The sequence below is a fragment of the Streptomyces sp. NPDC102462 genome (assembly GCF_044765425.1).
Taxonomy (GTDB): domain Bacteria; phylum Actinomycetota; class Actinomycetes; order Streptomycetales; family Streptomycetaceae; genus Streptomyces.
In genome coordinates this window covers 13,103-26,204 of the sequence record NZ_JBIWKB010000036.1, presented here as the reverse complement: position 1 = coordinate 26,204, position 13,102 = coordinate 13,103, and the positions used below count along the sequence as shown (strand labels likewise).

The 13,102-nt window shown below is 70.9% G+C and carries 10 protein-coding genes; all 10 read left to right on the top strand.

Annotated elements, in window-relative coordinates; translation table 11 throughout:
* The first annotated feature begins 87 nt into the window (after positions 1–87).
* Positions 88–1,704, top strand: coding sequence for a carboxyl transferase domain-containing protein (locus tag ACIRFL_RS27525; protein WP_404033572.1), 1,617 nt, complete (start codon positions 88–90; stop codon positions 1,702–1,704).
* A 14-nt stretch (positions 1,705–1,718) separates the two neighbouring features.
* A complete protein-coding gene (locus ACIRFL_RS27520) occupies positions 1,719–3,740 on the top strand; it encodes a biotin carboxylase N-terminal domain-containing protein (RefSeq protein WP_404033570.1) in 2,022 nt (673 codons plus the stop codon).
* On the top strand, positions 3,737–4,681 hold the full coding sequence (locus ACIRFL_RS27515) for a hydroxymethylglutaryl-CoA lyase (RefSeq protein WP_404033568.1): 945 nt from the start codon (positions 3,737–3,739) through the stop codon (positions 4,679–4,681). Before ACIRFL_RS27520 ends, ACIRFL_RS27515 begins: the two co-directional genes overlap by 4 nt.
* Before the next feature lie 5 nt (positions 4,682–4,686).
* A complete protein-coding gene (locus ACIRFL_RS27510; RefSeq protein WP_404033566.1) occupies positions 4,687–5,847 on the top strand; it encodes an acyl-CoA dehydrogenase family protein in 1,161 nt (386 codons plus the stop codon).
* 150 nt (positions 5,848–5,997) lie between these two features.
* On the top strand, positions 5,998–7,053 hold the full coding sequence (locus tag ACIRFL_RS27505; RefSeq protein WP_404033564.1) for an ABC transporter substrate-binding protein: 1,056 nt from the start codon (positions 5,998–6,000) through the stop codon (positions 7,051–7,053).
* 26 nt (positions 7,054–7,079) lie between these two features.
* Positions 7,080–7,934 carry a siderophore-interacting protein gene (locus ACIRFL_RS27500; protein ID WP_404033562.1) on the top strand — a complete coding sequence of 285 codons (855 nt, stop codon included), beginning with the start codon at positions 7,080–7,082 and terminating at the stop codon, positions 7,932–7,934.
* Between the two features lie 136 nt (positions 7,935–8,070).
* The gene (gene desA, locus ACIRFL_RS27495) at positions 8,071–9,537 is read left to right on the top strand and encodes a lysine decarboxylase DesA (protein WP_404033560.1); all 1,467 of its coding nucleotides are present in this window, start codon (positions 8,071–8,073) and stop codon (positions 9,535–9,537) included.
* Positions 9,521–10,798 (top strand): lysine N(6)-hydroxylase/L-ornithine N(5)-oxygenase family protein, encoded by a 1,278-nt coding sequence (locus ACIRFL_RS27490; protein ID WP_404033558.1) that lies wholly within the window; start codon positions 9,521–9,523, stop codon positions 10,796–10,798. The genes desA and ACIRFL_RS27490 overlap by 17 nt, the downstream gene beginning before the upstream one ends.
* A complete protein-coding gene (locus ACIRFL_RS27485) occupies positions 10,795–11,319 on the top strand; it encodes a GNAT family N-acetyltransferase (protein WP_404033556.1) in 525 nt (174 codons plus the stop codon). The genes ACIRFL_RS27490 and ACIRFL_RS27485 overlap by 4 nt, the downstream gene beginning before the upstream one ends.
* Positions 11,316–13,085, top strand: a complete 1,770-nt coding sequence (locus ACIRFL_RS27480; protein ID WP_404033554.1) for an IucA/IucC family protein — start codon at positions 11,316–11,318, stop codon at positions 13,083–13,085. The genes ACIRFL_RS27485 and ACIRFL_RS27480 overlap by 4 nt, the downstream gene beginning before the upstream one ends.
* Positions 13,086–13,102: the final 17 nt, after the last annotated feature.

Genomic DNA, 13,102 nt, shown 5'->3' with positions numbered 1-13,102 from the left:
TTCTAGACAGCGGGGTTAGCGCTCGTTAACCTGGGAGAAATGGTTAACGCTCATTAACAGTCGACCACTGGGTGAGGGGACCGCAGAATGCTGGAGGCACCGGAGCTGACGAGCGCGGCGGATCCCGCGTCGGCGGCCTGGCGGGCCAACGAGGAGGCGCACCGCGCGCTCGCCGAGGAGCTGCGCGGCAAGCTGGCCGCGGCCCGGCTCGGCGGCGGCGAGCGGGCCCGGGCCCGGCACACCGCGCGCGGCAAGCTGCTGCCGCGGGACCGCGTGGACACCTTGCTCGACCCCGGCTCGCCGTTCCTCGAACTGGCCCCGCTCGCGGCCGACGGGATGTACGACGGGCAGGCACCGGCGGCCGGAGTGATCGCCGGGATCGGCCGGGTCGCCGGGCGGGACTGCGTGATCGTCGCCAACGACGCCACCGTCAAGGGCGGCACGTACTACCCGATGACGGTGAAGAAGCACCTGCGGGCCCAGGAGATCGCCCTGGAGAACCGGCTCCCCTGCCTCTACCTCGTCGACTCCGGCGGCGCCTTCCTGCCGATGCAGGACGAGGTGTTCCCGGACCGCGAGCACTTCGGCCGCATCTTCTACAACCAGGCGCGCATGTCGGGCGCCGGCATCCCGCAGATCGCCGCCGTCCTCGGGTCCTGCACCGCGGGCGGCGCCTACGTCCCGGCGATGAGCGACGAGGCCGTGATCGTCCGCAACCAGGGGACCATCTTCCTCGGTGGTCCCCCGCTGGTGAAGGCCGCCACCGGCGAGGTCGTCACCGCCGAGGAACTGGGCGGCGGCGAGGTCCACGCGCGTGTGTCCGGCGTCACCGACCACCTCGCGGAGAACGACGCGCACGCCCTGCGGATCGTCCGCGGCATCGTCGCCACGCTCCCCGCGCGCGGGCCCCTGCCCTGGGAGGTGCGGCCGGCCGTCGAGCCGAAGGTGGACCCCTACGGGCTCTACGGCGCGGTGCCCGTCGACCCGCGCACCCCCTACGACGTCCGCGAGATCATCGCGCGCGTGGTCGACGGCTCGCGGTTCGCCGAGTTCAAGGCGGAGTTCGGGCAGACCCTGGTCACCGGCTTCGCCCGGATCCACGGCCACCCGGTGGGGATCGTCGCCAACAACGGCATCCTGTTCTCCGAGTCCGCCCAGAAGGGCGCCCACTTCATCGAGCTGTGCGACCAGCGCGGGATTCCGCTGGTGTTCCTGCAGAACATCTCCGGCTTCATGGTCGGCAGGGACTACGAGGCCGGTGGCATCGCCAAGCACGGCGCCAAGATGGTCACCGCCGTCGCCTGCACGCGCGTGCCCAAGCTGACCGTGGTCGTCGGCGGTTCCTACGGCGCCGGGAACTACTCCATGTGCGGCCGGGCCTACTCCCCGCGCTTTTTGTGGATGTGGCCGGGCGCCAAGATCTCCGTCATGGGCGGCGAGCAGGCCGCCTCCGTCCTCGCCACCGTCAAGCGGGACCAGTTGGAGACGCGGGGCGAGTCCTGGCCCGCCGAGGAGGAGGAAGCCTTCAAGGCCCCGATCCGCCGGCAGTACGAGCAGCAGGGCAACGCCTACTACGCCACCGCCCGGCTCTGGGACGACGGCGTGATCGACCCGTTGGAGACCCGGCAGGTGCTGGGCCTGGCCCTGACCGCCTGCGCGAACGCCCCGCTGGGCGAGCCGCGGTTCGGCGTCTTCCGGATGTGAGGGGACCGAAGACGATGTTCGAGACAGTCCTGGTGGCCAACCGCGGCGAGATCGCGGTGCGCGTCGTGCGCACGCTGCGCGCGCTGGGCGTGCGCTCGGTGGCGGTGTTCTCCGACGCGGACGCCGACGCACGGCACGTGCGCGAGGCCGACACTGCGGTGCGGCTCGGTCCGGCGCCCGCCGCCGAGAGCTATCTGTCCGTGCCGCGGCTCCTGGAGGCCGCCGCCCGCACGGGCGCGCAGGCCGTCCACCCGGGGTACGGCTTCCTCGCCGAGAACGCGGACTTCGCGCGGGCCTGCGCCCGGGCGGGGCTGGTGTTCATCGGCCCGCCGGCCGAGGCCATCGCCCTCATGGGGGACAAGATCCGCGCCAAGGAGACGGTGCGGGCGGCCGGGGTGCCCGTCGTCCCCGGCTCCAGCGGGAGCGGTCTGTCCGACGCCCGGCTCGCCGAGGCCGCCCGTGAGATCGGGATGCCGGTGCTGCTCAAGCCCTCGGCGGGCGGCGGCGGCAAGGGCATGCGCCTGGTGCGTCAGGCGGACGCGCTCGCCGACGAGATCGCCGCCGCACGGCGCGAGGCCCGCGCCTCCTTCGGTGACGACACACTGCTGGTGGAGCGCTGGATCGAGCGGCCCCGGCACATCGAGATCCAGGTCCTGGCCGACGCGCACGGCAATGTGGTGCACCTCGGCGAGCGCGAGTGCTCGCTGCAACGCCGCCACCAGAAGGTGGTCGAGGAGGCACCGAGCGTGCTCCTCGACGAGGAGACCCGGGCGGCGATGGGCGCGGCGGCCGTGCGGGCGGCCCGCTCCTGCGGCTACCGGGGCGCGGGCACCGTGGAGTTCATCGTGCCGGGCGGCGACCCGGCGGCGTACTCCTTCATGGAGATGAACACCCGGCTCCAGGTGGAACACCCGGTCACCGAACTGGTCACCGGTCTTGACCTGGTGGAATGGCAGCTGCGGGTCGCCGCGGGCGAACGGCTGCCGTTCACTCAGCGGGAGATCCGGCTGACCGGGCACGCGATCGAGGCACGGGTGTGCGCGGAGGATCCCGCGCGCGGGTTCCTGCCGTCGGGCGGCACGGTGCTGCGGCTGCGCGAGCCGCAGGGCGAGGGGGTGCGCACCGACTCCGGGCTCGCCGAGGGCACGGAGGTCGGCAGCCGGTACGACCCGATGCTGTCCAAGGTGATCGCGTACGGGCCGGACCGTCGCACGGCGCTGCGCCGGCTCCGCGCGGCCCTGGCGCAGACGGTCACGCTGGGCGTGCCGACCAACGCGGGCTTCCTGCGCCGGCTGCTGGCCCATCCGGCGGTGGCGGCGGGCGAGTTGGACACGGGGCTGGTCGAACGGGCGGTGGCCGACCTGCTGCCCGGTCAGGTGCCCGAGGAGGTCTACGCGGCGGCGGCGCTGCTGCGCCAGGCGGCGCTCGGCCCCGCACCCGAAGCCGGCTGGGTGGACCCGTTCTCCGCGGCGGACGGCTGGCGGCTGGGCGGCGAGCGGGCCTGGACGGTGCACCATCTGCGGGTCCCGGGACACGAACCCGTCGCCGTGCGCGTGCGCCGCACGCCGGACGGCGCGACCGAGGTGCTGCCGGACGGGGCGCGGACCCCGCTGACGGCGTCCGTGAGCCGCCTCCCGGGGGCGGAGGCGGGCGAGGACCGGTTCTCCGTCCGGCTGGACGGCGTCGTCCACACCTTCGCCGCTGTGCCGGACGGCACCTGGCTGGGCCGCGACGGCGACGCCTGGCAGGTGCGGGGTCACGATCCGGTGGCCGCCTCGCTCACCCGGGCCGGGCTCGCGGGCGCCGACTCGCTCACCGCGCCGATGCCCGGCACGGTCACCGTCGTGAAGGTCGCCGTCGGCGACGAGGTGACCGCGGGCCAGAGCCTGCTGGTGGTGGAGGCGATGAAGATGGAGCACGTCGTCGCGGCCCCGCACGCGGGCACGGTCACCGAACTGGACGTACGGCCCGGCAGCACGGTCGCGATGGACCAGGTGCTGGCCGTGGTCGCGCCGCACGAGGAGGCGGAGGAATGACCGCACCGGGACTGCCGATGGTCGTACCCGCGCAGGAGCTGCCCCAGCGGGTGCGGATCCACGAGGTCGGCCCGCGCGACGGGCTGCAGAACGAGAAGTCGGCCGTGCCGACCGACGTCAAGGCGGAGTTCATCCACCGGCTGGCCGACGCGGGCCTGAGCACCGTCGAGGCGACGAGCTTCGTACACCCCGAGTGGGTGCCCCAACTGGCCGACGCGGAGCAGCTGTTCCCGCTGCTCGGCGATCTGCGCGGGGTCGCGCTGCCGGTGCTGGTGCCCAACCGGCGCGGCCTGGACCGGGCACTGGCGCTGGGCGCCCGCAGGATCGCGGTGTTCGCCAGCGCCACCGAGTCCTTCGCGAAGGCCAACCTCAACCGCACGCTGGACGAGTCGCTTGCCGTGTTCGAGCCGGTCGTCGGGCACGCGAAGCACGAGGGTCTGCATGTGCGCGGCTATGTGTCCATGTGCTTCGGCGACCCGTGGGAGGGCCCGGTCCCCGTGCACCAGGTCGTACGGGTGTGCCGGACGCTGGTGGACATGGGCTGCGACGAGCTGAGTCTCGGGGACACGATCGGCGTCGCGACCCCGGGACACGTCCTGGAACTCCTCGCCGCGCTCAACGAGGAGGGCGTGCCGACGAACGTGCTGGGCGTGCACTTCCACGACACCTACGGCCAGGCCCTCGCCAACACCTACGCGGCGCTGGAACACGGCGTCACGACGGTCGACGCCTCGGCCGGCGGCCTGGGCGGCTGCCCGTACGCCAAGTCCGCCACCGGGAACCTCGCCACCGAGGACCTGGTGTGGATGCTCCAGGGCCTCGGCATCGAGACCGGGGTCGACCTGGGCCGTCTCACCGCCACGAGCGTGTGGATGGCCAAGCAGCTGGGCCGGCCGAGCCCGTCCCGCACCGTCCGCGCCCTCTCCCACAAGGACCAGTGATCAGCATGGACCACCGTCTCAGCCCCGAGTTGGAGGAACTCCGCCGCACGGTGGAGGAGTTCGCGCACGACGTGGTGGCGCCGAAGATCGGCGACTACTACGAGCGGCATGAGTTCCCGTACGAGATCGTCCGCGAGATGGGCCGTATGGGCCTGTTCGGGCTGCCGTTCCCGGAGGAGTACGGCGGCATGGGCGGCGACTACCTGGCGCTGGGTCTGGCCCTGGAGGAGCTGGCCCGGGTCGACTCGTCCGTGGCCATCACGCTGGAGGCCGGGGTGTCGCTGGGCGCGATGCCGGTCCATCTGTTCGGCACCGAGGAACAGAAGCGCGCCTGGCTTCCGCGGCTGTGCGCGGGCGAGATCCTGGGCGCGTTCGGGCTCACGGAGCCGGACGGCGGCTCGGACGCGGGTGCGACGCGCACGACGGCCCGGCTGGACGCGGACACCGGCGAATGGGTGATCAACGGCTCGAAGTGCTTCATCACCAACTCGGGCACGGACATCACTGGTCTGGTGACGGTCACCGCGGTGACGGGCCGCAAACCGGACGGCGGGCCGCTGATCTCCGCGATCATCGTGCCGTCCGGCACGCCGGGCTTCACGGTCGCGGCCCCGTACTCGAAGGTCGGCTGGAACGCCTCGGACACCCGCGAGCTGTCGTTCGTGGACGTCCGGGTCCCGGCGGCCAACCTGCTCGGCGAACAGGGCCGCGGCTATGCGCAGTTCCTGCGGATCCTCGACGAGGGCCGCATCGCCATCGCGGCGCTGGCGACGGGTCTGGCGCAGGGATGTGTGGACGAGTCGGTGAAGTACGCGAGGCAGCGGCAGGCCTTCGGGCGGCCGATCGGCGCCAACCAGGCCATCCAGTTCAAGATCGCCGACATGGAGATGAAGGCGCACACCGCCCGCCTCGCCTGGCGGGACGCGGCGTCCCGGCTGGTGGCGGGCGAGCCGTTCAAGAAGGAGGCGGCGCTGGCCAAGCTGTACTCGTCGACGATCGCCGTGGACAACGCCCGAGACGCCACCCAGATCCACGGGGGCTACGGCTTCATGAACGAGTACCCGGTGGCCCGGATGTGGCGGGACTCCAAGATCCTGGAGATCGGCGAGGGCACGAGCGAGGTGCAGCGGATGCTGATCGCGCGGGAACTGGGCCTGGCGGGCTGATCGGGCGCCCGGGTGTCCCCGGCGGCACCCGGTCGCGGGGCCGGTGCGGCAGCGGGCACCCGGTACCGCCCCTTGGGGTGACGTTGAGGTTAGGCTAACCTAATCGCGACTTAGGTCCCGTGACCCCTAGCACGAAGGCAGAGCACGCCCATGTCGAACGCCAGATCCGCCCTCTCCCGTCGTGGACTGCTCGCAGCCGGCGGCGCCCTCGGACTCGGCGCCGTGCTCGCGGCCTGCGGCGACGACACGAAAAGCGGCGGCTCGAAAAGCGGCGGCTCGGACGGTGGGGCGAGCGCCGCGTCCGGCCCCTGGACCTTCAAGGACGACCGCGGACAGACCGCCAAGGCCGACAGGACCCCGGCGAACATCGTCGCGTTCGTCGGCGTGGCCGCCGCGCTGTACGACTACGGCGTCGAGGTCAAGGGCGTGTTCGGGCCGACCACCACCAAGGACGGCAAGGCCGACGTCCAGGCCGGCGACATGGACGTCAGCAAGCTGACCGTCCTCGGCAACGAGTGGGGCCAGTTCAACATAGAGAAGTACGCGACCCTCGCCCCCGACGTGCTCATCTCCACCATGTTCGACGACGCCGGCACCCTCTGGTACGTGCCGGACGAGTCGAAGAAGAAGATCGAGGCCGTCGGCGCCCCGAGCGTGGGCATCTCGGTCTACGACCGCCAGCTCACCGAGCCGTTGCAGCGCATGCTCGCGCTCGCCGAGTCCCTGGGCGCCGACACCGCATCGAGCAAGGTCACCGACGCCAAGAAGCGGTTCGAGGAGGCGGCCGGCCGGGTACGCGCCGCCGCCAAGGCCAAGCCCGGCCTCAAGGTGCTGGCCGGTTCCGCGAGCCAGGACCTGTTCTATGTCTCCGGCACCAACCTCTCCATCGACCTGGAGTACTTCAAGGCCCTCGGCGTGGACTTCGTCGAGCCGCCGGAGAAGGCGAAGGCCCAGGGCGGCGGCTGGTACGAGTCGCTGAGCTGGGAGAACGTCAACAAGTACGCCGCGGACATCATCATGATGGACAACCGCACCTCGGCCATCCAGCCCGCCGACATCACCAAGGCCACCTGGCAGAAGCTCCCCGCGGTCAAGGCCGGCCAGGTCATCTCCCGCAACCCGGAGCCGATCCTGTCGTACGACAAGTGCGTCGCCCTTCTCGACGACCTCGCCGAGGCCATCGAGAAGGCGAAGAAGGTCAGTTGATCCGCCCCTGACTCTCAGGAGCCCCCATGACGACGGCCCTGGCCGCCCCGTACCGCTTCTTCCCCCTCCAGGTCGTACGGACGAGGCGGCTGGGGCCGTCCCTCGTCCGGGTAAGCTTCGCCGGGCCCGGCCTGCGCGACTTCCGGTCCCACGGGCACGACCAGTCCCTGTCGCTGTTCCTGCCCCGGCCGGGACAGCGCGAGCCCGTGGTCCCGCTGGACCTCGGCGACAACTGGTGGCCGGCCTGGCGCGAACTGCCGGACGACGTCCGGGCGGTGATGCGCTCCTACACGCTGCGCGCGCTGCGCCGTGACGCGCTCGGCCGCACCACCGAGATCGACATCGACTTCGTGCTGCACGGTGTCGAGCCGGGCGCGGCCGTCCCCGCGGGCCCCGCCTCGCGCTGGGCCGCCGCGGCGGCGGCCGGCGACCGCGTCCTGGTGCTCGGACCGGTGGTCGCCGACAACCGCGCGATCCGTTTCCGCCCGCCCGAGGACACCGACCTGGTCGTGCTGTGGGGTGACGAGACCGCCGTGCCCGCCGCCACGGCCGTCCTGGAGTCCCTGCCGGCCGGTCTGCGGGTCCGCGCCTGGCTTGAGGTGCCGCACGCCGGCGATGTCCAGGACGTGCCGACCGAGGCGGACGCGGACATCACCTGGCTCGTCCAGGACGAGGGCTCTCCCACCGCCGTCGACGCCCTGCGGGCCGCACGGCTGCCCGACGCGCGGCAGCCCTACGTCTGGATCGCCGGCGAGTCCGGACGGGTCAAGGAGCTGCGCCGGCACTTCGTCGCCGAGCGCGGGCTCGACCGCCGGCGGGTCACATTCGTCGGCTACTGGCGCCGCGGCCTGAGCGAGGAGCAACTGCGCGAGGCGGAGTAACTGCCTCTGAAGTGACGGCAGTCACCGGTGGGGCGCGGCTTCACCGAAGTGACTTAGGTTAGGCTAACCTAAGTTCACCGCGCGACTCCGTCCCTCTCCCCGTCCCGCACGGACCGTCCCCCCGGAGGACCCCCACATGCGCTCGCACCTGCTCAATGACCTCACCGCGGAGCACTACCGCCGCTCCGTGACCGAAGGAGTCGAGCGGGTGGCGGCCAGACTCGCCACCACCGAGCGACCGTTCACCGGCGTCACGGTCGACGCCCTGGCCCCGCGCATCGAGCGGATCGACCTCGACCGGCCCCTGCCCGACACCACCGCCGTGCTCGACGAACTGGAGGAGATCTACCTCCGCGACGCGGTGTACTTCCACCACCCCCGCTATCTCGCCCACCTCAACTGCCCGGTGGTCATCCCTGCGGTGCTCGGCGAGGCCGTCCTGTCCGCCGTCAACTCCTCCCTGGACACCTGGGACCAGTCGGCCGGCGGCACCCTCATCGAACGCAGACTCATCGACTGGACGGCCGCCCGCATCGGCCTCGGCCCGGCCGCCGACGGCGTGTTCACCTCCGGCGGCACCCAGTCCAACCTCCAGGCGCTGCTGCTCGCCCGCGAGGAGGCCAAGCCGGGGCCTGCCGGGTTGCAGGACGGAGCCTCGCTCGCCGGCCTGCGCGTCCTCGCCTCCGAGGTGAGCCACTTCAGCGTGCAGAAGTCGGCGAAACTGCTCGGTCTGAGCCAGGACGCCGTCATCCCGGTCCCCGTCGACCAGGACAAGCGGATGCGGACCGTCGCCCTCGCCCACGAACTGGAGCGCTGCAAGCGGGACGGCCTGACCCCGATGGCCGTCGTCGCCACGGCCGGCACCACCGACTTCGGGTCCATCGACCCGCTGCCCGAGATCGCCGAACTGTGCGCCCAGTACGGGGTGTGGCTGCACGTGGACGCGGCCTACGGCTGCGGGCTGCTCGCCTCCGTCAAGTACCGGGACCGCATCGAGGGCATCGGACGCGCCGACTCGGTCACCGTCGACTACCACAAGTCCTTCTTCCAGCCGGTGAGTTCGTCCGCCGTGCTGGTCCGGGACGCGGCCACCCTGCGGCACGCCACCTATCACGCCGACTACCTCAACCCGCGGCGCATGGCGGAGGAGCGCATCCCCAACCAGGTCGACAAGTCCCTGCAGACCACCCGCCGCTTCGACGCGCTCAAACTGTGGATGACCCTGCGCACCATGGGCGCCGACGGCATCGGCGAACTCTTCGACCAGGTCTGCGACCTGGCCCGGGAGGGCTGGCGGCTGCTGGCCGCCGATCCCCGCTTCGACGTGGTCGTCCAGCCCGCGCTCTCCACGCTCGTCTTCCGCTACATCCCGGCGGCCGTCACCGGCCCGGACCGGATCGACCGCGCCAACCTGTACGCCCGCAAGGCCCTGTTCGCCTCCGGCGACGCGGTGGTCGCGGGCACCAAGGTGGGCGGCCGCCACTACCTGAAGTTCACCCTGCTCAACCCCGAGACCACGACGGACGACATCGCCGCCGTCCTCGACCTGATCGCCGGCCACGCCGAGCAGTACCTGGGAGAGTCCCTTGACCGCGCGTCCTGAAAACCCCGCCAAGACCTACGACTTCGCGGGGATCGGCCTGGGTCCGTTCAACCTCGGCCTGGCCTGCCTCACCGAGCCCATCGCCGAACTCGACGGTGTCTTCCTGGACGCCAAGCCCGACTTCGAGTGGCACGCCGGGATGTTCCTCGACGGCGCCCACCTGCAGACCCCGTTCATGTCGGACCTGGTCACCCTCGCCGACCCCACCTCCCCGTACTCCTTCCTCAACTACCTGAAGGACAACGGCAGGCTCTACTCGTTCTACATCCGCGAGAACTTCTACCCGCTGCGGATCGAGTACGACGACTACTGCCGCTGGGCCGCGGGCAAACTGAGCAGCCTCCGCTTCGGCACGACGGTCACCGAAGTGACGTACGACGACGGGCTGTACGCGGTGCACACCCAGGCCGGCGAGACCTTCCGCGCCCGCCACCTGGTGCTCGGCACCGGCACCTCGCCGCACCTCCCGGACGCCTGCCGGGACCTGGGCGGCGACTTCCTGCACACCTCCCGCTATCTCCAGCACAAGAAGCGCTTGCAGGCCAAGGAGTCGATCACGCTGGTGGGCAGCGGGCAGTCCGCCGCCGAGATCTACCACGACCTGCTCGGCGAGATCGACGTACACGGCTACCGGCTGAACTGGGTCACCCGCTCACCGCGCTTCTTCCCGCTGGAGTACACCAAACTCACCCTGGAGATGACCTCCCCGGACTACATCGACTACTACCACGCGCTGCCGGAAGCCACCCGCTACCGCCTCGCCGCCCAGCACAAGGGCCTGTACAAGGGCATCGACGGCGACCTGATCAACGACATCTTCGACCTGCTCTACCAGAAGAACCTCGGCGGACCCGTCCCCACCCGGCTGCTCACCAACTCCTCCCTGGAAAAGGCCAGTTACCAGGACGGCGGCTACACCCTGACCTTCCGCCAGGAGGAGCAGGGCAAGGACTTCGAGCTGCGCTCCGAAGGACTCGTCCTCGCCACCGGCTACCGGTACGCCGAACCCGAGTTCCTGAAGCCCGTCCGCGACCGGCTGCGCTACGACACCCAGGGCAACCTCGACATCGCCCGCAACTACGCGATCGACGTGACCGGCCGGGGCGTCTTCCTGCAGAACGGCGGCGTGCACACGCACAGCATCACCAGCCCCGACCTGGGCATGGGCCCCTACCGCAACAGCTGCATCATCCGCGAACTGCTCGGCACCGAGTACTACCCGGTCGAGAAGACGATCGCGTTCCAGGAGTTTGCCGTATGAACTTCACCTTCCGTCCGCTCGACCCGCTCAAGGACTCCGGGCTGCTGCACGGCTGGCTCACCCACGCCAAGGCCGCGTACTGGATGATGCAGGACGCGAAACTGGAGGACGTCGAACGCGCCTACATGGAGATCGCGGCCGACGAGCACCAGGAGGCCCTGCTGGGCCTGCTGGACGGCGAGCCCGCCTTCCTCATGGAACGCTACGACCCGGCCCACCGCGAACTGACCGGCCTGTACGAACCCGAACCGGGCGACGTCGGCATGCACTTCCTGGTGCCGGCCACCGACACCCCCGTGCACGGGTTCACCCGGGCCGTCATCACCGCCGTGGTCGCACACCTCTTCGAGGACCCGGCGACCGCCCGGATCGTGGTCGAGCCGGACGTGCGCAACAAGGCCGTGCACGCGCTGAACGAAGCCGTCGGGTTCGTGCCCGAACGGGAGATCCAGAAGCCGGAGAAGCGGGCCCTGCTGAGCTTCTGCACCCGGGAACACTTCCAGCGGGCGGTGCCGGCATGAGTCTCGCCGACGCCGTGGCCCACCTCTCCCCCGAACGCTGGGAGCGGGCCAACCGCCTGCTGGTCCGCAAGGCCCTCGCCGAGTTCGCACACGAACGGCTGATCACCCCGGAACCGGACGGGGACGGGTACGTCGTGCACAGCGACGACGGGCTGACCCGCTACCGCTTCACCGCCGTACGCCGGGCCCTCGACCACTGGCAGATCGACGCCGACTCCCTCACCCGGCACCGCGACGGCGACCGACTCCCGCTCGACGCACTGAGCTTCTGCACCGAACTGCGTCAGTCGCTGGGCCTGAGCGACGAGGTCCTGCCGGTGTACCTGGAGGAGATCTCCTCCACCCTGTCCGGCACCTGCTACAAGCTCACCAAGCCGCAGCTGACCTCGACGCAGCTGGCACGGGCCGGTTTCCAGGACATCGAGACCGGCATGACCGAGGGCCACCCCTGCTTCGTCGCCAACAACGGACGGCTCGGCTTCGGCATCCACGAGTACCTGTCGTACGCCCCGGAGACCGCGAGCCCCATCCGGCTGATCTGGCTCGCCGCGCACCGCTCCCGGGCGGCGTTCACCGCCGGTGCCGGCATCGAGTACGCGTCCTTCGTACGGCAGGAACTCGGCGAGGAGACCGTCGACCGGTTCGAACGGCAGCTGACCGACCAGGGCCTGGACCCCGCCGACTATCTGCTGATCCCCGTCCACCCCTGGCAGTGGTGGAACAAGCTCACCGTCACCTTCGCCGCCGAGGTGGCCCGCGGACACCTGGTCTGCCTCGGCGAGAGCGACGACACATACCTGGCCCAGCAGTCGATACGGACCTTCTTCAACACCTCCCACCCGCACAAGCACTATGTGAAGACGGCGCTGTCCGTCCTCAACATGGGCTTCATGCGCGGCCTGTCCGCCGCCTACATGGAAGCCACCCCGGCGATCAACGACTGGCTGGCCCAGCTGATCGACAACGACCCGGTGCTCAAGGCGACGGGCCTGTCGGTCATCCGCGAGCGGGCGGCGGTCGGCTACCGGCACCTGGAGTACGAACGGGCCACGGACCGCTACTCGCCGTACCGCAAGATGCTGGCCGCGCTGTGGCGGGAGAGCCCGGTGCCCGCCCTCCAGGACGGCGAAACCCTCGCCACCATGGCCTCGCTCCTGCACGTGGACCACACGGGCGCCTCCTTCGCCGGTGCGCTCGTCGAACGGTCGGGGCTCACGCCCACGCGGTGGCTGCGCCGCTATCTGCGGGCCTACCTCACCCCGCTGCTGCACAGCTTCTACGCCTACGACCTGGTCTACATGCCACACGGCGAGAACGTGATCCTGGTCCTGAAGGACGGCGTCGTGCAACGCGCGGTCTTCAAGGACATCGCCGAGGAGATCGCGGTCATGGACCCGGACGCGGCGCTGCCGCCTCAGGTGCGGCGCATCCGCGTCGACGTACCCGAGGAGCAGAAACTCCTGTCGATCTTCACGGACGTCTTCGACTGCTTCTTCCGCTTCCTCGCCGCGCACCTCGCGGCCGAAGGCGTCCTGGAGGAGGACGACTTCTGGCGTACGGTCGCGGAGGTCGTCCGCGAGTATCAGGACTCGGCGCCCGAACTCGCGGACAGGTTCCGGCAGTACGACATGTTCGCCCCCGAGTTCGCCCTGTCCTGCCTCAACCGGCTCCAGCTACGGAACAACCGGCAGATGCTGGACCTCGCGGACCCCTCGGGCGCGCTCCAACTCGTGGGCAGCCTGAAGAATCCCATCGCGGGGCTCTGACCGCACGGGCGGTGGAA